This window comes from Microbacterium sp. S1037 (assembly GCF_048381605.1).
Lineage (GTDB): Bacteria > Actinomycetota > Actinomycetes > Actinomycetales > Microbacteriaceae > Microbacterium > Microbacterium testaceum_B.
In genome coordinates this window covers 914,908-938,921 of the sequence record NZ_JBLWIG010000001.1, presented here as the reverse complement: position 1 = coordinate 938,921, position 24,014 = coordinate 914,908, and the positions used below count along the sequence as shown (strand labels likewise).

Genomic DNA, 24,014 nt, shown 5'->3' with positions numbered 1-24,014 from the left:
GCTCCTCCGTGCTCTACTTCGCGACGAGCGTCAGCGTCAGCGTCGAGTGGTAGACACCGACGGGCGCATCCTTGGGTGGCGTGAAGTCCAGGCCGGCGTCGAAGCGCGCGCCGCCGACCCCCGTGGACACGCCGGCCGCGCCCGTGGCGATGACCCCTCCGCCCGTGCCGACGGCGAGACCCGGCAGCAGGACCTCGCCCGCGAACGAGATGGGTCGGATGCCGAGCGCGTCCGCCGGGGCGGAGTAGGTGCCGCTGGTGAAAGGCGTGGCCGTCGCGGTGAGCGTCCATCCCGTCAGCGCGGCACGATCATCCACGACGGTGACCTTGCCGAGGTTCGCCGTCGCACGCATCCCCCGCTCGACCGAGCCGAAGTCCACCGAGGACTTCTGCGCATCGAGAGACCACAGATCGCTCGCGGTCACCGTGGTGCGCAGCTCCGCGTTGTCGCGCAGCGTGGTCGGGTGCACCGGGATCTCGAACGTGCCCCAGGCGAGGACGGTCGGATCGTTCGGCTGCGTGAGCGCGACGGTGTGGCGGCCCGCTTCGAGCGCGGAGACGTCGACGATCGCGTCGCCCGCGGCATCCGTCGTCACCTGTCCGAGGTCCGTCGGCGAGGACCACGCCCACGCCCGCAGAGTCTGACCCTTATGCGCCGCGCCCGCGTGCACCGTCACGGTGGTCCCCCCGTCGAGAGGACCCGTGACGTCCACGGGAGCCAGGTCCGACGAGGACGGCACCGACGGGGTCGGATCGATGACGGTGAGGGTCGCCGCCGCCGACACGGTCTTGCCGCCCTCGACGTTGGAGGCCACGGCGCGGAACTTCCGGCCGTTCATCGCGGTCGTGGCATCCTTCACCGTCAGGATCGACGAGGTGGCATCCGCGACATCCGCCCAGGTCGATCCGTCTGCCGACGACTGCCAGGCGACGGTCGGAGCGGGCGATCCCCCCGCGGTCACCGAGAACGTCGCCGTTCCCCCCACCAGCACGCGCTGTTCCGACGGGTCGGTGAGCGTCGGCACGGGCGCCGAGATGGTCACCGTCGCCTCGAGGGGCTTCCCGTCGCGACTGCCCAGCGACTGCACGAAGCTCAGCGGGTGAGCACCGGCGCCCGAGACGGGGGTGTCGAGGGCGATGTGCCAGGTGCCGTCCGCGGCGACCGCTGCCCGACCGATCGTGCGGCCCTGGTCGACGACGCGCACGTCGGCGCCGGCGAGCCCGGTGCCCTCGAACGACGCGAGAGACGTCCCCGCCGGCTGCGCCGACGCCACGTCCGTCGCCAGGGCGAACTGCGGTCCGCCGGCGTCGATGTTCTGACGCTGGTACAGGAACTGGTCGGTGGTCAGGGCGTGGTCGACGAGACGCGTCTCACCGACGCAGCCGTACCAGCCGTGCTCCGGCTCGGTGTTCCACGTCGAGGCGCCGATGATCCACGGCATGAAGTCCGCGGCCATCATCCCGCCGACCTGCGAGGCGTTGCGCAGCACCGGCACGCCGTCGACGTACATGATGACCGTCCCCGAGGCCGGGTTGTTCACGATCGCGACGTGGTGCCACGCCCCGGGCATGATCTCGCCCGACCAGAGGGTGTAGGAGTTCTTCGAGCGCGGATCCGCTGCCGAGTACTGGTACTCGCGGAGGTTGGAGATGCCCAGCCAGGCGGCACCGGCACCGGGGTCGGAGGAGTCGTTGATCCCCATCCACTGCCGGGCACCGCCGCGCGTGATGGCTGCTCCCCAGCGGTTGGCCGCCTCGGTCCAGTTGGTGTCCATCTGAAGGAACGTCTCGAGCGTGTAACCGGTGCTCGCGTCGAGGTGCGCGAAGGTGGCCGGGGCCCCGTACTCGGTGGTGATGTAGCCGAGGTTGTCGCGCGCGCCCGCATTACGGTGGACGTCGGTGAAGCACACCGCGCCCTTGTCGGCCGAGTACACCGGCACGTTGGCGTGCGAGATCGAGACGTCGTCGCTCGTGTCGGGCGCGTCGGTGTCGTCCACGGGGTTGCGGTACATCGGGCTCGACCCGGCGATGTCGGGGATCTCGGTCGTGTCCGTCATGTCGCCCCCGGCGACGCCGCCGAACCGCCAGTGCGCGATCGTCCCGTCGACGCGCACGTAGTCGCTGTCGTTCCCGGCGACGGCGAGCTGCTGCTCCTTCCCCTGTCCGGTCCATCCCGCCGACACGATCTGCTTGGCTCGCTCCGACAGATCGACGTTGTCGGCCTGCGCCGCGGTGGGGGCCGACCAACCGAAGCGGGCGCCGAAGTCGATCGGGAGGCTGAACTGCTGCCACTTCCCGTCGAGCACGGGGGTGTCCGTCGACGTGAGTGCATCGGCGTGCTTCTTCGACACCCAGGGCGAGACGGTGTCGACGTCGATGCTGTTGTTCGTGAGGTCGAACTCGAACAGCGTCATGATGCCGTTACCGCCGTCCGCGGCCATCTGGTAGTCCGTCAGCACCTCGAACACGGGGTGTCCGAAGTCGTTGGTCAGGGTTCGTTGGGTCGCCCCGTGGAAGTGACCGTTCAGGGTCAGGACGATCTGGTCGTTCTTGCGGATGAGCTTGTCCCACAGCAGGTCGCCGTACCACCAGCTCGTGGGCGAGATCTGGTCCTGGTCGATGCCGATGATCGCGTGCGAGTTCAAGATCACGGGGACACCGGGGTGGGCATCGAGGATGCCCTGTGCCCACGCGAACGTGTCGTCGGAGGCGTTCCAGCCGAGCGAGAGGACGATCCAGTCGTGTCCCTCCGCCTGGAAGTCGTAAGCCGAGGAGTACCCGTTCTGGAAGGTGCCGAGCAGCGTTCCTCCGGCCTGCCGCTTCAGCGTCGTCGCCCCGAAGTTCGTCAGGTAGTTCGCCGCGTTGGCCTCCGACGAGCGTGCGCCCTGGTCGGCCACGTCGTGGTTGCCCGGGATGATCGAGTACGGCACGCCCCCGTCCTCGAGGATCCGCATGGCCTTCGACGCGGCGGTCCACTGATCGCCCACCCACTGCTGGTCGACGACGTCGCCGAGCTGCACGGCGAACGGGATGTTCAGGTCGTTCTTGTGGTCGACGACCCACTGCGTCTGCGCCTCGAACGGGTTCGTTCCGTACTGGGGGTAGAACTGCGACGCGCTGTAGCGCGAGTAGAACTGCGTGTCGGGGAGGACCGGCAGGAGGAAGCTGGATCGGTCCGCGGTGGCGGGCGCGTCGGCTGATGCGGCGGCGGACGGGGCCGACGAGGGGGTGTTCCCGTCAGCCGCGAGCGCGACGGAGGCATTGCCGAGGACGAGGGTGGACAGGGCGAACGCCGTCACGGCGGCGACCACGGAACGTGCGCGCGAGGCGCGACGAGGCTGGATGGACATCTCTCTTCTCATCAGATGCGGGAAAGCGGAACGGCGAGTCAGGAAGCGGGGGTGCGGGGCCCGTAGGCCTCGACCTCCGAGAGGGTCATCCACGTGCCGGACGACTTGTTGCCGACGATCACGCGCAGGCCGGTGGCGAGCACGGGGGTGGAGGTGACCTCGAGGGAGAGGTTGGCGGTCGCGTTGGTGACGGGCCAGCCCGACGCGGTCGGCAGGTTCTTCCACCCGCCGAGCAGGGTGCGGTACTGGACGGTCACGGTGCCGATGTTCTGCTTCCCGCCGATGTCGTAGACGTTCACCCCGGTGATCTGGCGAGGCTGATCGAACGAGAACGACACCCGGTTGGGGTTGACCCGGTTGGCGGCTCCACCGCTGCGCCAGTCGGCGAAACCGACGGCGTTGCGGTTGCCATCGGTGAGGGCGAACGTCGTGCCGTCCTTGAACGTCCAGTCCGGACGCACACCGTTCTGCCGCAGCAGGTTCACGCGCTCGGGTGCGACGAGCGTGATGATCAGTCGCGCGCTGAAGCCCGATCCGGCGACCGCCTCGACCGTGACGGTTCCGGGCTGCGCGAGCGCGGCATCCGTGAGCGCCGACCAGTCCCACGACACCGGGGAGGTCACGGTCGCCGCCGTTCCGCCGACCTTGCGGACGACCGTGCGCGGGGCGAGCATCCGCAGCTCCTTCACGCTCACACCCGCGTAGGACTTCAGCGCCGAATCGTCCGCCTGACCGGGCGAACCGACGGAGAAGTGCGCCGTGACCGCGACCGCCTCACCAAAGAAACCGGATGCCGTTCCGGTCACGTCGACCTCGCCGCTGCTGTTCCAGACCGATCGATCGGGCATGCGCCAGGCGATCGACGTCAGGGGAACCGATCCTCCCCAGCCGTATCGGGCAGCAAGGCTCGTCGGCATCGACGGCGCCGACCCCGCGGGGACCACCGCGCTGGGGACCGCCACGGTGGCCTGCAGCGTGTGCATCCGCCACTTCTGCACGGCGGCACCCGTGTTGAGCGTGTACGTCTGCACCTCCGAGCCGTCGGTGGTCTTCCAGTTGTACAGATCGAGCGCGGCGGATTGCGACGACGGATCCGGCTGCACGTTCACGAGGTTGACGGTGCCGTCGCCGGCGTCGCGCGCCTCCCACTGGGCGTAGGGATCTGACGCGGAGTCCGCGACATCGGCGAGCTGGAGGTAGCGGAAGGCCGTCTCGCTGTTGCGGGAACGGACGAGGACCCGGTCCTGCTGATCGGCGATCAGGTAGGTGTTGGCCGATCCCGTGACGGGATAGAAGCGCAACGCCTGCGCCTTCAGCGACGCTGCGTTGCCGGTCCTCATGGTCTCGATCGCGGCGGCGGCGCGGTCCGTCGCGCCGGGCGCCGATGACACCTGCGCGTTCGTGTCGCCGATCTGCAGGACCTTTCCTGTCGCGTTCACGCTCTCCAGCAGCAGGAGCGTGGGAGCCCCGACTCCCGAGGGGAGGGCGGAGGTGGATGCCTGGACGCGGTCGATCGGCGCGGCTGAAGCCGGTGCGGCGACCATCAGCCCGACGAGTGAGACGGCGACGGCGGCGAGAAGTCGCAGGGACCGTCTCGGAGACGTGGGGGGCATGGGAAACGGGGTCCTCTCGCGGATGGGGCGCCCTTTCCAGGCGTCGGCCCTCGGGCGGGCCGGACAGAAGCTATCCACGCGATCTGCCCGGCAACTCTCACGGGCGGTATCTAGAGATGAACGGCGGGTTCTCGCCGCGTGGACGGGCGCGGCCGATCGCCGCACACGAATGTTCCCCACAGCAACATCGCCGACACATCCCGCCACAGCCCCGTAACGCGGCGCGCCTAGCCTGACCGGCATGCACTTGCACCACTTCAACGCGGCCTCGACGGCGGATGCCACGGCCGTCGTCCGCGTCTGGGCCGACATCCCGGGCTGGGTCGATGCCGTCGTCGCGGGTCGCCCCTACGCCGACGTCGACGCCCTCGCCGCGTACGCCGGAGACCTCGCCGCCGTCTGGTCGCCGGACGACCTCGAGGCGGCGCTGCACGCGCACCCCCGCATCGGCGCGAAGGTCTCAGGCGACGGCGCCGAGGCCGCGGCATCCCGTCGCGAACAGGGGTCCATGGCCTCCGCCGCCGACGACGACGTCGCCGCGATCGCCGCCGGGAACGCGGCATACGAGGAGCGGTTCGGCCGCGTCTTCCTCATCCGCGCGGCCGGACGCACGCCGAGCGAGATGCGCGCCGAGCTCGAACGTCGCCTCGGCAACGACCCCGACACCGAGACCGTGGAAGCCACCCGCCAGCTCGCCGAGATCGCCCTGCTGCGCCTGCGGACGACGTTCGCCGACGAGGCGCCGGCCGACCCCGAGGACGCCGAATGACCCACCTCACCACCCACATCCTGGATGCCACGGCGGGCACGCCCGCGACCGGCGTCGCCGTCGCACTGGCCCGACTCGACGGCACCCCCGTCGCCGAGGGCACGACCGACGGAGACGGACGCCTCGCCCTCGGCCCCGAACGACTCGACGACGGCGACTACGCGCTGACCTTCGCCACCGGTGCGTACTTCCGCGCGCGCGGGGTCGCGTCGTTCCACCCGATCGCGACGGTCGCGTTCACCGTGAGCGGCGAGGCGCATCTGCACGTGCCGCTGCTGCTGAGCCCGTTCGCCTACTCGACCTACCGCGGCAGCTGAGGAGAGGCATGAGAGTCATCGTGATCGGGGCGGGAGTCGGCGGAACCTCCGCGGCCCTCGCCCTGCAGAAGCTCGGCCACGAGGTCGTCGTGTACGACCGCATGCGCGAGAACCGCCCGGTGGGCGCCGCCCTGTCGCTGTGGTCGAACGGCGTGAAGGTGCTCAACTGGCTCGGCCTCGGCCCCGAGGTCGCCGCCCTCGGCGGGCGCATGGACGACATGGCCTACTACGACGGCCACACCGGCGACGAGCTCTGCCGTTTCAGCCTCGCCCCGGTGACCGAACAGACCGGTCAACGCCCGTATCCGGTCGCCCGGGCAGACCTCCAGCAGCTGATGATGGATGCCGTCGGCTCCGCGCATATCCACCTCGGCAAGCAGCTGACCGGTGTCTCCGAGGCCGACGGCGTCGTCACCGCCACCTTCGCCGACGGTTCGACCGACACCGCCGACCTGCTGATCGGGGCCGACGGGGCACGCTCGCTCGTGCGCGACTACGTCACCGAGCCCACCGGCATCCGTCCCGAGAGGTCCTACTCGGGCTACGTGAACTACAACGGTCTCGTACGCGCCGACGAGCGGATCGGACCGCTCGATCAGTGGACGACCTACGTCGGCGACGGCAAGCGCTGCGCGGTCATGCCGGTCGCGGGCAACCGGTTCTACTTCTTCGTCGACGTCCCCGGGCCATCGGGAGTGGTCGAGGACCGCATGGCCGCGCTCGAGCAGGCCTTCGGCGAGTGGGGCGCGCCCGGGGTGCGGGCGCTGCTGGACGGGATCGACCCCGACGAGTCGCTCAACCGCGTCGAGATCTGGGACATCGACCCCTTCGACACGTGGGTGCGCGGGCGCGTCGCGATCCTCGGCGACGCCGCCCACAACACCGCGCCGGACATCGGCCAGGGCGCGTGCTCGGCCCTCGAGGACAGTTTCGCACTCGGCATCGTGTTCGCCACGACGACGCTCGGCGTCGAGGACTCGCTGAAGCGCTACGAGCGCATCCGCACGGAGCGGGCCGGCGACCTCGTGCTGCGTGCCCGCAAGCGCGCGCACGAGACGCACGCCTTCGACATCGCCGCGACGCAGGCTTGGTACGACGGCCTGCGCCGCGAGGACGGGACGGGGGTCATCCGCGGGATCGTGGGCAACATCGAGGGCAGCCCCGTGGAGCTGGGCGCGAGCGTGATGCGCTGACCCGTCGGGCGCGGCCGGCGCGCGGGCGGGCGCGGCTGGCGCGCGGCCGGCGCGCGCGCGAAACTCCTGAGAAACGGATGCCGGACACCCGGCGAGGGCGAGAACCTGCGGCATCCAGCCCCGAATAGTCCGAAAACTCAGGAGTTCGGCGCACCGTCGCCGCGGGACGGACGCGTCACCCCCGCGCGGTCACCGCCGTCCGGTCGACCTCCACGTCACCGCCGACGACCGTCAACAGCACGTCGGCCGTCGCGAAGGCGTCGGGATCCGCGGTCAGCGGGTTGGCGGAGAACGCCGTGAGGTAGGCCGGCATCCCCTCCTCGATGGTCCCGCCGGCCTCGCCGACCGAACGCCACCATCCGCGCGTGTGCGCGTCGAGGGCGACCGGGGCGTCGAGGGCCTGATCGGGCAGGACGGGCGTGACATCCACGCGACCCGCCGGGCGGCGGAGCATCGCCGCGGCGAGGGTGGCCCGTGCGTCGTACGGCGCCACCGGCCAGTCCGACCCGAGAGCCACGACCACGCCCTTGTCGTGCAGGTCGCGCGTGCGCCACGCGCGGTCGGCGCGCTCGTCGCCGAGGCGGCGCGACCAGTTGTCGGTGTGGTCCGCGCGCGTGAAGTGCGTGCAGTGCGTCGGCTGCATGCTGACCGAGACTCCGGCTTCGACGATGAGATCCAGCACGTCGTCGGGCAGCGTCTCGATGTGCTCCATGCGGTGCGGGACACCGGTGCGCTCGAGGCCGTTCAACGTCGCGGCCACGAACTCGATGCCGCGATCGCCGATCGCGTGGGTCGTCGTCGGGATGCCGCGGGCGTGGAAGTACTCGACGGCGGCGGCGTATTCCGGCGGGCTGAGCCAGAGCGACTCGGTCGACTCGCCCAGAGTGTCGGGCTCTCGCAACCACGCGGTGCCGTTGTCGATGGTGCCGTCGATCATGAGCTTGATGCCGCGCACTTCCCAGCGGCGGCCGTGCCGGCCCTGCAGGTCGGCGAGCTGCGCCCAGTCCGCTTCGGTGGAACCGGGAACGGCCATCGGCGAGACGCGAAGACGGATCGGCAGCTCGCCCTCCGCCTCGATCGCATCGAAGAGGTCGAAGGCGTCGGGGTCGGACGAGTCGAGCATCTGCCCGATCGTCACGCCCGTCTCGGCCATGCCACGCAGGATGGCGACGAGGGCATCACGCCGCTCCTCGAAAGTCAGGGCGGGGATGATGCGTGTGACGCGCCCCATGGCGCGGTGCTCGAGGAGATATCCCGTCGGCGTGCCCTCGGCGTCGACGGCGATCGACGAGGCGTCGTCGAAGGTCTCGGCACCCGTGACACCCGCGCGAGCCAGCGCCGCCCCGGACGCGACGGCCGAGTGCGCATCGAACAGCTGCACGAACGCGAGGCGGTCCTGCGGCAGCCGGTCGAAGAGTCGCATCGACGGTGCCGCCACACCGAAGACGATGGGGTTGAGACCCCACCCGAACACCCATTCGCCCGCGTCGGCGGACTCCGCGGCCAGCGCCTGCTGGGCGTCCTCGAGGGTCTCCGCCTCGCTCAGATCGACGCCTCTCGTCATCCCGATCCCGGCGACGGGATGGATGTGCGCATCGACGATGCCAGCGGTGAGCGTCGCATCACCCAGGTCGACGACGCGCTGAGCGCGCGGTATCCACGAGTCAGCGGCATCCGGAGTCCCCACCCCCACGATCACGCCGTCGCGGATCGCCACGAACCCGGCCTCCGCGGGCGCTCCGGCGAGGGCCGTCGGCGTCAGGATCGCTCCCGCGAGGACCAGCAGGTCGGTGTTCTCGGGCATGGGTGCCTCCCTTCTCAGTGAGCGACGGGTGTCGCTTCGATCGGATGCCGTCACTTCTGCCCCAGGAAGGACTCGCGCGGCAGCTGGTCGATCGCCTCGGTGGTGGGTTCGACCTCCGAGAAGTCGAGCTTCGGAACCGGGCGCCGGAACATCCCCGTCTTGATCGCGAGGATCACCACGCCCAGCAGTGCCCAGATGCCGCCGATGACCCACGTCCCGCCCTCGAGCGAGCTCAACAGCCAGAGCGTGAGCGCGAAGCCGATCGCGGGGACGATCCCGTAACGCACGAGGCGTCCCGCGGTGAGCGCGCGACGCTCCGCGCGCGGCGGGAAGAGATAGGTGCGGATGACCGAGAGATTCACCATCGCGAAGGCGACGAGCGCGCCGAAGCTGATCATGAACGCGGCCTGGGCGAGCGTCACGAACAGCCCCGCGAGGGCCACGACCGACACGAGGGCCGTCGCGACCACCGGGGTGCCGTACTTCTTCGACAGGCCGCCCAGCGGACGCGGAAGGATGCCGTCTCGACCCATCGAGAACAGGATGCGAGACACCGCCGCCTGTCCCGCGAGCCCGGCGCCGAGGGTGCCGATGACGGTGACGAAGACGAAGGTGCCGGCGAGGATCGGTCCCCCGACGTGGTCGAAGAGCACCGCACCCGCGGCATCCAGGAGCGCCTGCGGCGCGGTGCTCCAGTCGGACAGGTGGTAGGCGAGAGCGCCCACCCAGGCGACCGCGATGAAGAGGAGTCCGCCGACGATCGTGGTGATCATGATGGCGACCGGGATGTCGCGGCGCGGACGCTTCGCTTCTTCGGACAGGGTCGACACCGCGTCGAAGCCGAGGAATGAGAGCGAGAGCACCGCGGCGCCCGTGAGCACCGGGCTGAACTGCGCGCTGCCCGGAAGGAACGGTTCGAGGACGCCCGGCGCGTTCGGGTCTCCGATCGCGGTCTTGATGGCGAAGAAGGCGAAGACCACGACCGCGGCGAACGAGATCAGGACGACCGCGGTGTTGACCTTGCTCACCAGCGAGATGCCGAGGACGTTCAGGATGAGCGCGACGATGATCGCGCCGAGGGTGAACACCCAGACGGGCACGTCGGGGAACTGGGTGTTGGCGTACAGCCCGAGGATGAGGAAGTTGATCATCGGGATGAACAGGTAGTCCAGCAGCAGGATCCACCCGGTGAGGAAGCCGACGCCCCCGCCGAACGACTGCTGTGCGTAGGTGTACGCCGAACCGGCGACCGGGTAGCGGCGGACCATCGCGGCGTAGCTCGAGGCGGTGAACAGCATGACGATCAGGGCGACGGCGTAGGACGCCACGAGGTGCCCCTCGGTCAGCTGGTTCACGATGCCGTACGTGGTGAAGACCGTGCCGATGGCCATGTACGAGATGCCGAAGAGGGTGAGGCCGACGACGCCCATCGAGCGGGGAAGGGAGGTGCGGGAACGCTGAGACATGAGCGAACTCCTTGGGTGAGGTGCGATCACCTGCGATCGCGTAAAACGAACATAGTTCGATTTATCCGCACGTACAATGTTTCTCCGGCTCGGATTTCTCCGGCTCGACGGCGAGGAAACAGCGTGAGTGCAGTAGCGAAGACAGCGTCCGAGGCCGCCGGACGACCCCGCCCGGTGGGGCGTCCGCGGGTCGGAGTGCTCTCTCGCCGCCTCATCGGCGAGACCGCCCTACGCCTGCTCGACGACGATCGCGACACCGGGTTCCGCATGAGCGATCTGGCGCGAGCGCTCGGCGTGCGCGTGTCGTCGTTGTACAACCACGTCGAGAACAAGACGGCGGTGTTCGCGGAGATCCGAGAGATCCTCGCCGAACGCATCGACGCCGACGCCGCTCCCGATCCCCGATGGGACCACGCTCTCCGCAACTGGGCGCACGCCTATCGCGCGGCCTTCGCCGCTCACCCCTCGACGGTCGCGTACCTGTCGGCGCTCCCCCTGGACGCGACCTCGACCGTCGGCAGATCGTACGACCACCTGGCATCCCAGCTTCAGGATGCCGGCTGGTCAGCCGCAGAAACGATGAGCGTCATCGTGGCCGTGGAGTCCTTCGTGCTGGGTTCGGCGCTCGACGCCTCCGCCCCGCAGGACATGCTCGATCCGGGGGATCGGGCCGACGTCCCCACGTTCGCCGCGGCCTACCACGCTCGCCGGGAACTCGCCGAGGCTCAGGGCGCCACCCCCGCCGACCTCGCGTTCACCCTCGGCCTCGACGCCCTGCTCGAGGGCCTCCGGCTGCGCCTGGGTCGCGGGTAGCGGGGCGCGCCCGGCGTCGGGCGCGGCGGCGCACCCCTCTCACGTTGAGTGCGGCGCGGGCGCGCAGGCGGGAGCCGCGTCAGACGTGGAAGATCGCGTGCACGTCGCCGCCGAGAGCCTCGCGGCCGCCGAGGCCGTCGATCTCGAGCAGCGTCGCGATGCCGATGACCTCGCTGCCCACCGCCTCGAGCAGCTCACGACCGGCGGCGAGCGTGCCGCCCGTCGCCAGCACGTCGTCGAGCAGCAGGACGCGCGCACCGGCGGCGTTGTCGTCGTGCATCTCGATCGTGGCCGAGCCGTACTCGAGGTCGTACTCGACCGCGGCGGCGGGTCGGGGCAGCTTCCCGGCCTTGCGGATCGGCATCAGCCCGACGTTCGCGGCGATGGCCGCGGCTCCGGCGAGGAGGAAGCCGCGCGCTTCGACTCCCGCAACGGCGTCGAACCGGCCCGCGAAGGGCTCGACGAGCGCCTCGACGACGGTGCGCAGGGCCGTGGCATCCGTCAGCAGGGGCGTAATGTCGCGGAACACGATCCCGGGCTTGGGGTAGTCCGGGATGCTCGTGATGAGCGATTCGGCACGGGCGAGGGCGGAGGCGTCGGGCACCGCCCCAGCCTAATCGCGGCCTCGCCCCCGCGTCCCCGGCGCCTCGACTCTCACGCCTTTCCCCGTTGAGTGTCCAGAACACCCGGGCGAATCTCGGAACCGTCCGGGTGTTCTGGACACTCCGGTGCGGGAGCCGGTGCGGGAACGCGCTTGACGCCGATGTAAGCGCTTGCAGTACGGTGTACCGCATGACTTTCACGCAGCAGGACTCGCGACCCGAACTCGCGTCCGCACCCGGCTCGGAGTGGTGGCGCACCGCCGTCATCTACCAGATCTACCCGCGCTCCTTCGCCGACGCCTCGGGCGACGGCCTGGGCGACCTGCCCGGCGTCACAGCTCACCTCGACGACCTGAAGCAGCTGGGGGTGGATGCCATCTGGCTCAGCCCCTTCCAGCGGTCGCCGCAGAAGGACGCGGGCTACGACGTCGCCGACTACCGCGACGTCGACCCGATCTTCGGCACCCTGGCCGACTTCGACGCGATGCTCGCGGGCGCGCACGAGCGCGGCATCCGGGTCATCGTCGACCTCGTGCCGAACCACTCCAGCGATCAGCACGTGTGGTTCCAGGAGGCTCTGAAGGCCGCGCCCGGCAGCCCGGAGCGGGCGCGGTACATCTTCCGCGACGGCAAGGGCGAGAACGGCGAGCTTCCCCCGAACAACTGGGAGAGCGTGTTCGGCGGCGGCATGTGGAAGCGCGTGACCGAGGCCGACGGCACGCCCGGCCAGTGGTACCTGCACATCTTCGACGAGAGCCAGCCCGACTTCGACTGGACCAACCCCGAGGTGCGCGCGGAGTTCCGCGACATCCTGCGCTTCTGGCTCGATCGCGGGGTCGACGGCTTCCGCGTCGACGTCGCGCACGGCCTCATCAAGGCCGAGGGCCTGCCCGACTTCACGCCCGACCCGGACGGCGGCTCCATGGGCGGCGACGCCGAAGAGGTGCCGTACTGGGGTCAGCCCGGCGTCCACGAGGTGTGGCGCGAGTGGCACGAGGTGCTCGCGGAGTACGACGGCGACCGGGCTCTGTGCGCCGAGGCGTGGCTCCCCACCGTCGCGCAGACCGCGCTGTGGGTGCGGCCCGACGAGATGCACCAGGCGTTCAACTTCCACTACCTCGAGACGAAGTGGGATGCCGAGGCCCTCCGCGACGTGATCTCGGAGTCGCTCGAGGAGTACGCCGCCGTGGGCGCCCCCAGCACCTGGGTGCTCTCGAACCACGACGTCGTGCGCCACGCGTCGCGCCTCGCGCTGACGGCGGAGAACCCGCAGGGCGCGGGCATCGGCCCGAAGTCGCCCGGCCAGCCCGACCCCGTGAAGGGCCTGCAGCGCGCCCGCGCCGCGACCTCGCTCATGCTCGCGCTCCCCGGTTCGTCGTACCTCTACCAGGGCGAAGAGCTCGGCCTCCCCGAGGTCATCGACCTGCCCGATGACGCCCGCCAGGACCCGACGTGGTTCCGCACGAACGGCGAGCGCTACGGCCGCGACGGCTGCCGCGTCCCGATCCCGTGGACCGCCGACGGCCCCGCCTACGGCTTCAATACCACGGGTGAGTCGTGGCTCCCCCAGCCCGCGGAGTGGGCCGCGCTCGCGCGGGACGTGCAGGTCGACGACCCCGCCTCGACCCTGTCGCTGTACCGCTCGCTGCTCGCCGAGCGTCGCGAGCGCAACCTCGGCGCCGGGGCGCTCGACTGGCTCGACGGGTACGGTGACGACGTCGTGGCCTTCCGCAACGGATCGCTCACCGTCATCGCCAACCTCGGCGACGAGTCGGTCGAGCTCCCCGCGGGCGAGGTCCTCGTGGCGAGCGGCCCCCTCGACGGCGACGCCCTGCCGACCGACACCACCGTCTGGATCGCGGCGGCGTAAGCCGCGGCATCCGGAATCGCGAGACCGTGGCCGGTATCGACGACGTCGCCCGCCGGGCGGGAGTGTCGACGGCCACGGTCTCGCGCGCCTTGAGCGGACGCGGTCCGGTGTCGACCGCGACGCGCGATCGCGTGCTCGCTGCCGCCGAGGAACTCGGGTACGTCGTCTCGGCGGCGGCGTCGAGCCTCGCGACCGGGCGGGCCCGGGCGGTCGGCGTCGTCGTGCCGTTCCTCGACCGGTGGTTCTTCAGCACCGTTCTCGCGGGGATCTCCGACGCGCTCGTCCGCGAGGGCTACGACATCACGCTCTACAGCGTGAGCGCCGACCCGGCAGAACGCCGCCGCGTCTTCGAGGATCACCTGCGCCGACGTCGGATCGACGCCGTCGTCACGATCGCGATCGAGATGGATGCCGCCGAGTCGGCGCTGCTCCGCAGCCTCGGCGTGCCGGTGGTCTCGATCGGCGGCCCGAACCCGCTGCTGACGACGCTCACGGTCGACGACCGGGCGGTCGGACGCCTCGCGACCGAGCACCTCATCGCGCTCGGGCACCGCCGCGTCACCCACATCGGCGCCGACACGACGACCAACGCGGCCTCGTCGGTTCCCGCACTCCGTCGGCGGGGCTTCACCGAGACGATGGATGCCATCGGCGCCGACGCCGTGTTCGAGCCGGCCGACTTCACCATCGAGGGCGGCTCCGCGGCAGCCACCCGCACGCTGACCGGCGACGTCCCGCCCACCGCGATCTTCGCGGCATCCGACGAGATGGCCATCGGCGCGATCCTCGCCGCGCGCGAGCTCGGCCTGCGGATTCCCGCCGACGTGTCGATCATCGGCGTCGACGGACACGAACTCGGCCGCTGGTTCGGCCTCACGACCGTCGACCAGTTCGCGCGCGGCCAGGGAGAACGCGCGGCGGAGGCCGCACTCGCCGAGCTCGACGGCGCCGACCCGGCGCCGGGGCTCGGCACCCTCCCCTTCGAGCTGGTCGACCGCGGCTCGACCGGGCCGGTCGACGTCTCGCGACGCTGACGGGCGCGGCGAGGGCGCCGGGGCTCGGCGTCCTTCCGACGACCCACGGGCGGGAGCGACGTCGCGCTGCCGAGCACTCTCCGAAACGACCTGCGTCGCCGGGCATCGGTCGACGCCGGCCCGGACGCTCACCGGCGCGTCATGACCCGCGCCGACGTCAGCGCGCAGCCCCCTGCAGCGTTCCCGTGGTCTCGCCGGAGGGGTCGGTCACCAGGCACGAGATCTCGCGGTCGCCCTGCGCCCACGTGTCGCTCGTCGGGCTGACGTAGCTGTAGTCGAGGGTCGAGTCGTTGTACGAGACGCCGATGTACGCCTCGAAGGCGGCGTTGCACTGCTCCTCCGCGGAGGCCGTGATGGCGTCGTCACCGGGGAAGGCGCCGTCGGGCACGGTGAAGTCGCCGAAGACCTCGTAGGTGTGCGGCAGGTCGCAGTCGACCAGGTTGTCGGTCGTGAGGACACCCGAAGCGACATCGTCGAGGCACTCCCCGACCGTCAGCGTCATCAGCTGGCTCGAGTCGCCGCCCTGACCCGGGTCGGAGTAGCCACCGTCTCCCGACGACTGAGCCTCCGACGCGGCGGCGCCGATGGTGAGGAACACGAAGAAGAGGACGACGCCGATGATGCCCAGGAGGGTCATCACCGAACCGACGATGATGCCGGCGATCGCGAGACCGCGGCCCTTCTCGCCGGTGCGCTTGACCTGCGAAAGGCCGATCGCTCCGGCGATGATGCCGCCGATCGGCACGACGAAGCCGAGCACGAGCGCGAAGATCGACACGACGTTGGTGCGGTTCGCGTAGTCCACGGGCGGGGGGATGGATGCCGAGCCGGCGTAGGCCGGAACACCGCCCGGCTGCGCCCCGGCGTAGGGCGCGGCGGCCGGAGCCGCGCCCTCGGGAGCCGGAGCACCCGCGGAGGCCGGAGCGCCCTCGGGCGCGGGAGCACCCGCCGCCGCGTCGGGGGCCGGAGGGACGGGAACCGCGCCCTGGACGAGTCCCTGCTCGGCGAGTCGGACGCCGGTCCGGTGCGCCGCTTCACGGACGACGTCACCCGCTTTGACAGCACCGACCGCACCGCCCTTGAAGAAGCCGCCCGCCGCGGAGTGGACGAACTCGACCACCGATCCGCCCGGCTCGTCACGCACGTGCACGTCGAATCGCACGTGCATGTCCTGCCCGGCGAAGGCACCGGCGACGAGCGTCGTGCCCAGGCTTCCGCGCGAGACATCGAGCGATCCCGTGGCGGTGGGCTGCACCGTGAAACCCTGCTCGGCCAGAGCAGCCCCCACCGCGTCGCGCGCCGGGCCCGCCGGAAGCGTCAGGTGCATCAGAATGGGCTCAGGCATAGGAACTCCCCAGGATTCTCCGCGGCGGCGTCGAGCAACGCACGAGAATCATAGCGACGGCCTCCGCACCCCGCTGTGACGGGCGAGGGCGTGACAAGAGCCGCTCGAGGCGCTAGCGGATACGACCGGGGAGGTCGTCGCGCGACAGCCGATCGGCCTCGGCCAGCACCTTCCGCGCCGCGTCCCGCGCGTCTTCGACGTTCCACAGCAGCACGCCGACGACACGGTCGTCGTCGAGGTAGTAGACGACACCGCGCTCGGGGTCGATCCAGTCCTCGACGGTGTCGAGAGCGGCATCCAGGGTCCCGACCGCCTCGTACCGGATGCCGAACACCGCCGAGTAGTAGTACGGCGTGTGCGTGTACGGCTCGGCGGCGCCCGCGAGATTGCGGCCCGCGGCCCGACCCTGCTCATTCGCGTTGTCGACATGCTCGACACGGCGGCGACCGAGGATCCGGTCGGGGTAGCTCGCGACGTCTCCCGCCGCCCAGACCCCGTCGGTCGAGGTGCGCAGCTGCGCGTCGACGACGATGCCGTCATCGACGGTGAGTCCGGCCCCCTCGGCCAGGTCGGTCGCGACCTCGATCCCGAGACCGCTGACCACCGCATCCGCCCGGACCACGTCGCCGTTCTCGAGCTCGAGGCGCGCGCCCGTGGCATCCGCGTCTCCCCCGGCGACCTTCGACCCGGCGACGATCTCGACACCGGCATCACGGAAGAGCTTCTCGAACCTCTCCGCGAGCGCGGCGGGGAACACGGCGTCGCCGAGGACGGCCCCGGTGTGGATGAGCACGGTGTCGACGCCGTTCTGCACGAGAGCCGCGGCGAGTTCCGAGCCGATGTAGCCGCCCCCGACGACCGCGATCCGGTCGACCTCGTCCGCGAGCGACCGCAGACGGCGGTAGTCCTCAGCGGTGCGGAAGGTCAACGCCCGCTCACCGTTCGACCGATCCTCGATCGGCAGGGCGACGGGCTTCCCACCCGTGGCGAGCAGGAGGGTTCCGTACGAGAACGTCTGGCCGTTGGCATCCACCTCCCGCTCCTCGGGGCGGATCGCCGTGACCCGCGTGCGCAGGTGGATGTCGGCGCCGGTGTCGTCCGCGGTGCCGAGCGGCACCTTGTCCCACGTGAACTCGTCGTCGGTCCACAGCTTCTTGCTGAGCGCGGGGCGCGTGTAGGGCGCGTCGACGTCATCGCTCAGGATGCCGATCGAGCCGTTGGCATCGATCTCACGGATGCCGCGCGCCGCCGTGTCGGCGACCATGCCGCCGCCGACGATGAGGTGATCGAAGTGAGTCGTGGTCATGCGGCCAGCCTCGCCGTCGCGCCGGGGTGCCCGGGACGGGTTGCGGGGCGAGGCGGCATCCGGTAGCGGACGTCGATGACCCCCGCGCGGGGCCGGCCGGCCAGGTTGAGTGTCCAAAACACCCGGACGATTTTCTGAGGGTTCCGGGTGTCTTGGACACTCAATGCCCGGGCCGCGCGGCGGCGGGGAGGGTCGCGGCGCGGCGCGGCGAACTAGGCTCGGGGCATGAGCGTCGACCTCGAGAACCTGTACATCGACCTGCACGCCCACCCCGAGCTGTCGTTCCAGGAGACGCGCACGGCGGGCGTGATCGCACGGCACCTGACCGACCTCGGTCTCGAGTTCGAAGAGGGGGTCGGCCGCACGGGCATCGTCACGCGGATCGACAACGGCGACGGTCCGGTCGTGTGGCTGCGCGCCGACACCGACGGACTCCCCGTCGAGGAGCAGACGGGCCTCGCGTACGCCAGCACCGCCCGCGGCACCGACCCGGCGGGCAACGCCGTTCCCGTCATGCACGCGTGCGGGCACGACATGCACATCACCGCCATGATCGGCGCGCTCGAGCGGCTCGTGGCGACGACCGACGAGTGGTCGGGCACCGTCATCGCGGTGTTCCAGCCCGCCGAGGAGTACGGCGCCGGAGCTCGCGCGATGCTCGACGACGGCATCCTGGACCGCTATCCGAAGCCCGACATCGTGCTCGGTCAGCACGTGACGCCTCTCCCCGCGGGCACGATCGGCGTGCGCCCGGGCACCCAGATGGCGGCATCCGACGGGCTCACCGTCGTCCTGCACGGTCGCGGTGGACACGGCTCGCGCCCGCACTCCACGATCGACCCGGTCGTGATGGCTGCGGCGACCGTCATGCGGCTGCAGACGATCGTGTCGCGCGAGGTCGACCCGCGCGACGTCGCCGTCGTGACCGTCGGCTCGATCCACGCGGGCCTGAAGAACAACATCATCCCCGCCGAGGCGAAGCTCGAGCTGAGCCTGCGCTACCCCGACGACGCCGCGCGCGACCGCGTGCTCGAGAAGGTCGAGCGTATCGTCCGCGCCGAGGCACAGGCCTCCGGCGCCGAGCAGACCCCGACCATCACGACCGACCACACGCTGCCGCCGACGATCAACGATCCGGATGCCACGGCCCGCCTGACCGCGGCCTTCCGTCGGGCGTTCGGCGAGACGAGCGTCGTCGACCCGGGCATGTTCACCGGCAGCGAAGACGTGTCGTGGTTCGCACGCGACGCGGGCGTGCCGCTCGTCTACTGGTTCTGGGGCGGAGTGGACCCGCAGAAGTTCTCGGATGCCTTGGCCGGCGGCACGATCGAGCGTGACATCCCGACGAACCACTCGCCGTTCTTCGCCCCGGTGATGCAGCCGACGATCGACCGCGGCGTCGAGAACCTCGTGGTGGCGGCGCGGGAGTTCTTGGACTGACATCCGGATCGCACACGCGGAGGTGCCCGCGTCCGTGAGGACGTGGGCACCTCTCGTGTGCGCGATCAGCCGATTTTGACGGTCGACGGCTGCCCGACGCGCACGGGAGCGACGACCACGTAGTCGACATCGGGTGCCCACGGGCCGTCGTTGCCCAGCACGATCGCCCCGTTCGTCGTCGACAGCGTGACCGGGATCGTGCGCTCCCAGAAGCTGTTCCACGCATAGGTGTAGCGGAAGTAGCCCTCGCCCACGCGCCCCACGCCCGCCTCGGTCACCTGCAGGCGACGGTCGACGACCTGGGGGTTGTAGTCGTGTCGGCCCGAGACCTCCGCGTTGGCGTACTTCACGACGATGTCGTAGTCGCCGGCGGTGGTGAAGCCGGTCGCCCTCGGGATCGTGAGCGTGTTGCCCGTCCCGTTACCCAGGTTGCCAACGAACTTCCCGCCCGAGACGTTCGACCCGGACGCAGCGTCGTACGTCCCCACGCGCGCCCCGCCGTTGCGGGTGCCGGACTCCGCCTCGACCTTGATGGCGGCGGAGTCAGCCGAGGCGACACGCGTGGTGGTCACCGCCGTGAGCGCGATACCCGCCTGCGAGCGCACCTCGATCTCGTTGATGCCCTCCGACAGGTGCAGACGAGCGGTCGTCGACCAGGTGCCCGCCGCGCTGGCGGTCCCCGACGCCACGCGGCGCCCGTTCAGATCGACGGCGACGTCGGACGCTCCGGTCGTGCGGTAGTCGACCTTGACGTCGTAGTACCCGGACTGGAAGGCCGTGGCGTAGACGTCGGCCCGACCATCGGCCCCGATCTTGGCCGCTCCGCGGCTTCCGGACACGTCGTACGTGAGCGCCGCAGCGCCCGCGAGCCGGATCGTGGATGCCGGATACACGGTCGCCTCTCCGTCGGTGACGTCAGTGAGCACGAACTTGTCGAGAGTGATGTCGGCGTTCGGCAGCACCGTCGACCCGTCGGCGCTCGCGCGCAGCGACAGCGTGTGCGTGCCCTTCTTCAGGGCGATCTGCACCTCGGCACTGCCGCGGTACTTCCACTTGCTGTTGTCGTTCAGCGCAAGGTCGGCGGTGTACTGCACCGTCGTGGGGTTGGCGTTGTCGACAAATAGCGCGTGGCGGCCCGGCGTGCCGGGGGTCGCGCCGATGACCTGGAAGCGGTAGGTGCCGTCCCGCGGAACGGTCACGCTCCAATCGGCCTTCGCCGAGGCGTTGTTGAACGATCCGACATCGCGACCGTGCGAGGCGAGGAACATCCATCCGCCGTTCCCCGTGGGCGACTGGTCGTAGACGCGGGCACCGGTGATCGTCGTGTCCTCCGCTTCCACGGACGTCGACCAGACCTGAGCCGTGGAGGGCACGGCATCCCGCTGCGGGGTGACGACGACCTGGTAGCCGGCGTACCGGTCGTAGTTCGGCACGTTCACCTGAAGGGCGCCGTTAGTCACGGCCACGCCCGAGAGAGAGGTCACGACGCGCGGCGTGGCGGCGAGCCCCTCGGCACCCGAGAGCGGAGCCTCGCGCACCTCGACGTCGACGCGCGAGCCGAACACACTCGAGCTCAGACCGGTGAGCGCGAGCGACACCGTGTCGGCGCCCGACCCTCCGTACAGAACTGTCGCCTTCTTGTCGGCGGTGTCGATCGAGCCGATTCCCTGAAGGGTGTCGGCGACGTTCAGCTTCGGCGGGGTGACCTTCACCGTCTGGCTCCCGGCCAGGTCGCCGTACCACTTGAACATCCACCACCCCGCGTTGGCGCCGTTGGGCCGCGCGGAGTTGTCGGAGAAGTTGCCCGCGTAGTTCCAGTAGGCGGTCTGCGCGTCGACCTTCGTGTCCTCGAACATCGAGAACCACTGGATCAGCTGCCCCGGGACCCCCATGTCACGCAGGAGGCCGTACTCGGTGATGTTGATCTGGCGCGGGCTGATGCCGCGATCGGCCTCCAGCTTGCGGTACTCGGCGTAGTGCGAGCGGTAGGTCGCGAGATTGTCGATGCCGAGCTCGTGCCAGATCATGAACTGCGGCAGAGTGTTCGTCTGCTTCGCGTAGTCGAGCCAGGTGGCCGTGCGGTCGGCATGCCAGGAGGCATCACCCGGGCCGCCGATGACCGGGTCGCCCAGGCCGTGCCGGGCGTACACCGCGCGGATCTTCTCGACCGCCGCCTTCCAGTCCGGCAGGAACTGCTGCGCGAAGAACGTGTTGTCGGCGTACCAGTTTCCCCCGTCCGGCTCGTTGAACGGGATGAAGACGTAATCCTTCGGGTGCGCCGACTTCGTGGCGACCGCTTCGGTGACGAACTCCACGACCTCGAGGTAGTCCCAGATGCCGTTGGACTGGTTCGTGTACGTGCCGTCCGCCTGGTTGTAGGTCCGGTCGTCGCCCGGACGCTTCCCTCCGTTGTAGGCCCAGTCGGGGTAGTAGTCCTGGATGTAGATGTCGAGCTGCGTGCCGTTCTTGGCGAAGAATCCCTTCTCGACCTTGAGCGCGTCGCCGCTGGGGTGCTGCGTGCCGAACGGCGCCTTCTGCGAGGTGTTGGTGACGTGGGCGCCGTTGATCAGCGCCTGGGTCGGCGCACCGTCGTCGCCGAGGCCGTACAGGGTGCCCGACGCCCCGCCGCGGAAGTCGCCGGTGGTGGCGGCGAAGTCAACGGACAGGGTGTCGGTGGTGGCGGCTGTCGCGGGGGTCGCGGCGGGAACGAAAGTGGCGAGCGTACCGAGCACGACGGCTCCGATCGCGCTCGCGGCGATCCATCGGGGGTGTCTCATCGGGGGTGTCTCCATCGATCAGAGGACGCGGCGTTGCGCCCGAAGGAAATGTAACCAGATTTGATAGCGGTTTCAAGATCGTGCTTGATAACGCTTTCAACGTCGGCTAGCGTCCTCTTCAGTTCGACACGACGGAGAGACGAATGACGACGACGCAACCCGCAGCCACCGGCGCGAAGCCCACCCTGGCGTGGGGCAACGACCGGGTGACGCTGACGTTCGACTGGGATGCCGAGTCGCCCGTCACGTGCGTCGCCGTCGCCGTCGCCGGCCGCACCTTGCCCGTCCACCGCGTCCCCGCGGTCGAGATCCTCACCGCCGACGCCGGGCATCGCCCCGCCTCCGGTCGCCTCGCCCACACGGAGCACGGCGCACGACTGCGGTACGTCGACCACCACGAGATCGACGAAGGCGGCGTCCGCCGACTCGTGATCCGGGAACGCTCGGGCGATCTCGAGGTGCGCCTCGAACTGACCGCGCGCGACGGAGTCGCCGCCGTCACCAGCCGCGTGATCGCCAGCAACGTCGGCGACGGTCGCATCGTGCTGCGCGCCGTCGCGTCGTGGGTGGCCGGATTCACCGCTCGGGACCACTCCGGAGACGCGCTCGCCGGATGGGAGCGCCTCACGGGCACCAATGACTGGCTCGGCGAGGGTCGGTGGACGCGCACTCCCCTGCGCGGCCCCGACTTCGTTCCCCTCGCCGAGCACCTCACCGGTCACAATCCGCGCGGCTCGCTGTCAGCCGTCTCCACGGGAACCTGGTCGACCGCGCACCAGCTGCCGACCGGCATCCTGGAATCCCGCGAGGCATCCCTCGCGCTCGCCTGGCAGATCGAGCACAACGGCGCGTGGCGATGGGAGATCGGCGAGGACACCGCCGGCGCCTACCTCGCGCTCTCCGGACCCACGGACGCCGACTCCGGGTGGAGTCGCGTCCTCACCCCGGCAGAGAGCTTCGAGAGCGTGCCGGTGACGCTCGCTCTCGGTGTCGACGCCGTGTCCGCGATCGGAGCCCTGACCGACCACCGCCGGGCCACACGCCGCACGCACCCGGACAACACCGCGATGCCGGTGATCTTCAACGACTACATGAACACCCTCGACGGCGACCCCACCACCGAGAAGCTCCTTCCCCTCATCCGCACCGCGGCCGAGGTGGGTGCCGAGGTGTTCTGCATCGACGCCGGCTGGTACGACGACTCGGGCTACTGGTGGGACTCCGTGGGCACCTGGATGCCGTCGACCACCCGGTTCCCGGGCGGACTCGGCGAAGTGATCGACGCGATCCACGCCGAGGGGATGATCGCCGGGCTCTGGCTCGAGCCCGAGGTGGTCGGCATCCAGAGTCCGATCGCCGATGCACTCCCCGTTGAAGCGTTCCTCCAGCGGAACGGCGAACGCGTCGTGGAGCACGACCGGTTCCATCTCGATCTGCGCCACCCCACCGCTCGCGCACACCTCGACGCCGTCGTCGACCGCCTCGTCGCGGACTTCGGCATCGGGTTCTTCAAGATCGACTACAACATCAACCCCGGACCCGGGACCGACCGCGACGCCGACAGCGTCGGCGACGGACTCCTCCGTCACAATCGCGCGCACCTGGACTGGATCGACGGCGTGCTGGATCGGCATCCGGATCTCATCGTCGAGAACTGCAGCTCCGGCGCGATGCGCATGGACTACGCGATGCTCTCGCGCCTGGCGATGCAGTCGACCTCGGACCAGCAGGACTTCCGCAAGTACCCGCCGATCGCCGCGAGCGCGCCGATCTCGATCCTCCCCGAGCAGGCCGCGAGCTGGGCCTATCCCCAGCCCGAGATGGATGCCGAGGAGTCCTCGTTCTGCCTCGTCACGGGGCTGCTGGGTCGGTTCTACGTCTCGGGTCACCTCAACCGCATGAACGACGAGCAGCGCTCGCGCGTCGCGACCGCGATCGCCGTCGCGAAGGACCTGCGCGGCGAGATCGCGACCGCGCACCCGCACTGGCCGCTCGGACTCCCCCGCTGGGACGACGCGTGGCTCGCGCTCGGTCTGCGCGGCGCGAAGAGCGACCTCGTCTCGATCTGGCGGCGAGGTGGCGCGAACGCGACCACCCTGTCGTTCCCCCACCTCGTCGGTCACGACGTCGAGGTGACCCCGGTCTTCCCCCTGGACCTCCCCGCCTGGCACACCGACTGGGATGCCACGACGGGAACCCTCCACGTGCGTGGCACCGATACCCGTCTCGCCGCGCGCACCCTGCGTCTGTCACATCGACCCACCGAGGTCGACGACGACGCCCGCACCGGATCACACTGATCACACCAACAAGGAG

16 protein-coding genes are annotated in these 24,014 nt (G+C 70.3%); 8 read left to right on the top strand and 8 right to left on the bottom strand.

Annotated elements, in window-relative coordinates; all coding sequences use genetic code 11:
* Positions 1-13: 13 nt before the first annotated feature.
* A complete protein-coding gene (locus ACMW4R_RS04130) occupies positions 14-3,349 on the bottom strand; it encodes a LamG-like jellyroll fold domain-containing protein (RefSeq protein ID WP_418299233.1) in 3,336 nt (1,111 codons plus the stop codon).
* A 38-nt stretch (positions 3,350-3,387) separates the two neighbouring features.
* A complete protein-coding gene (locus tag ACMW4R_RS04125; RefSeq protein WP_058629986.1) occupies positions 3,388-4,962 on the bottom strand; it encodes an RICIN domain-containing protein in 1,575 nt (524 codons plus the stop codon).
* A 241-nt stretch (positions 4,963-5,203) separates the two neighbouring features.
* Between ACMW4R_RS04125 and uraD the strand changes: the two genes are divergently transcribed.
* Genes uraD through hpxO form a run of 3 tightly spaced genes read left to right on the top strand, consistent with a single transcriptional unit; the run spans position 5,204 to position 7,241 of the window.
* Positions 5,204-5,731: a 2-oxo-4-hydroxy-4-carboxy-5-ureidoimidazoline decarboxylase gene (gene uraD, locus ACMW4R_RS04120; RefSeq protein ID WP_418299232.1), complete on the top strand. Its 528-nt coding sequence runs from the start codon at positions 5,204-5,206 to the stop codon at positions 5,729-5,731.
* A complete protein-coding gene (gene uraH, locus ACMW4R_RS04115) occupies positions 5,728-6,048 on the top strand; it encodes a hydroxyisourate hydrolase (RefSeq protein WP_058629988.1) in 321 nt (106 codons plus the stop codon). Before uraD ends, uraH begins: the two co-directional genes overlap by 4 nt.
* An 8-nt stretch (positions 6,049-6,056) precedes the next feature.
* A complete protein-coding gene (hpxO, locus tag ACMW4R_RS04110) occupies positions 6,057-7,241 on the top strand; it encodes an FAD-dependent urate hydroxylase HpxO (protein ID WP_418299231.1) in 1,185 nt (394 codons plus the stop codon).
* Between the two features lie 175 nt (positions 7,242-7,416).
* On the opposite strand, the gene ACMW4R_RS04105 is transcribed toward hpxO, so the two are convergent.
* Both ACMW4R_RS04105 and ACMW4R_RS04100 read right to left on the bottom strand, forming a co-directional pair.
* Entirely contained in the window at positions 7,417-9,045 is a 1,629-nt protein-coding gene (locus ACMW4R_RS04105) for an amidohydrolase (RefSeq protein WP_418299230.1), read from the bottom strand.
* Positions 9,046-9,095: 50 nt separating this feature from the next.
* On the bottom strand, positions 9,096-10,511 hold the full coding sequence (locus ACMW4R_RS04100) for an APC family permease (RefSeq protein ID WP_418299229.1): 1,416 nt from the start codon (positions 10,509-10,511) through the stop codon (positions 9,096-9,098).
* Positions 10,512-10,634: 123 nt separating this feature from the next.
* Here ACMW4R_RS04100 and ACMW4R_RS04095 point away from each other — a divergent pair, with 123 nt between their 5' ends.
* Positions 10,635-11,324, top strand: a complete 690-nt coding sequence (locus ACMW4R_RS04095; protein ID WP_418299228.1) for a TetR/AcrR family transcriptional regulator C-terminal domain-containing protein — start codon at positions 10,635-10,637, stop codon at positions 11,322-11,324.
* 79 nt (positions 11,325-11,403) lie between these two features.
* On the opposite strand, the gene ACMW4R_RS04090 is transcribed toward ACMW4R_RS04095, so the two are convergent.
* Positions 11,404-11,928, bottom strand: a complete 525-nt coding sequence (locus tag ACMW4R_RS04090) for an adenine phosphoribosyltransferase (protein WP_418299227.1) — start codon at positions 11,926-11,928, stop codon at positions 11,404-11,406.
* Between the two features lie 188 nt (positions 11,929-12,116).
* Here ACMW4R_RS04090 and ACMW4R_RS04085 point away from each other — a divergent pair, with 188 nt between their 5' ends.
* Positions 12,117-13,796, top strand: coding sequence for a glycoside hydrolase family 13 protein (locus ACMW4R_RS04085; protein ID WP_418299226.1), 1,680 nt, complete (start codon positions 12,117-12,119; stop codon positions 13,794-13,796).
* 26 nt (positions 13,797-13,822) lie between these two features.
* Positions 13,823-14,830, top strand: a complete 1,008-nt coding sequence (locus ACMW4R_RS04080; protein ID WP_418299225.1) for a LacI family DNA-binding transcriptional regulator — start codon at positions 13,823-13,825, stop codon at positions 14,828-14,830.
* 157 nt (positions 14,831-14,987) lie between these two features.
* Here ACMW4R_RS04080 and ACMW4R_RS04075 read toward each other — a convergent pair whose 3' ends face one another.
* Together ACMW4R_RS04075 and ACMW4R_RS04070 are read right to left on the bottom strand one after the other, a co-directional pair.
* The gene (locus ACMW4R_RS04075) at positions 14,988-16,175 is read right to left on the bottom strand and encodes a septum formation family protein (protein WP_418299224.1); all 1,188 of its coding nucleotides are present in this window, start codon (positions 16,173-16,175) and stop codon (positions 14,988-14,990) included.
* 112 nt (positions 16,176-16,287) lie between these two features.
* Positions 16,288-17,481 (bottom strand): NAD(P)/FAD-dependent oxidoreductase, encoded by a 1,194-nt coding sequence (locus ACMW4R_RS04070; RefSeq protein WP_418299223.1) that lies wholly within the window; start codon positions 17,479-17,481, stop codon positions 16,288-16,290.
* A gap of 225 nt (positions 17,482-17,706) precedes the next feature.
* Between ACMW4R_RS04070 and ACMW4R_RS04065 the strand changes: the two genes are divergently transcribed.
* Complete coding sequence (locus tag ACMW4R_RS04065) at positions 17,707-18,921, top strand: amidohydrolase (protein WP_058596463.1); 1,215 nt, start codon at positions 17,707-17,709, stop codon at positions 18,919-18,921.
* 65 nt (positions 18,922-18,986) lie between these two features.
* On the opposite strand, the gene ACMW4R_RS04060 is transcribed toward ACMW4R_RS04065, so the two are convergent.
* On the bottom strand, positions 18,987-21,698 hold the full coding sequence (locus ACMW4R_RS04060) for a hypothetical protein (RefSeq protein ID WP_418299222.1): 2,712 nt from the start codon (positions 21,696-21,698) through the stop codon (positions 18,987-18,989).
* Positions 21,699-21,841: 143 nt separating this feature from the next.
* On the opposite strand from ACMW4R_RS04060, the gene ACMW4R_RS04055 reads away from it, so the two are divergent.
* Positions 21,842-23,998: a glycoside hydrolase family 36 protein gene (locus tag ACMW4R_RS04055; protein ID WP_418299221.1), complete on the top strand. Its 2,157-nt coding sequence runs from the start codon at positions 21,842-21,844 to the stop codon at positions 23,996-23,998.
* Positions 23,999-24,014 lie beyond the last annotated feature (16 nt).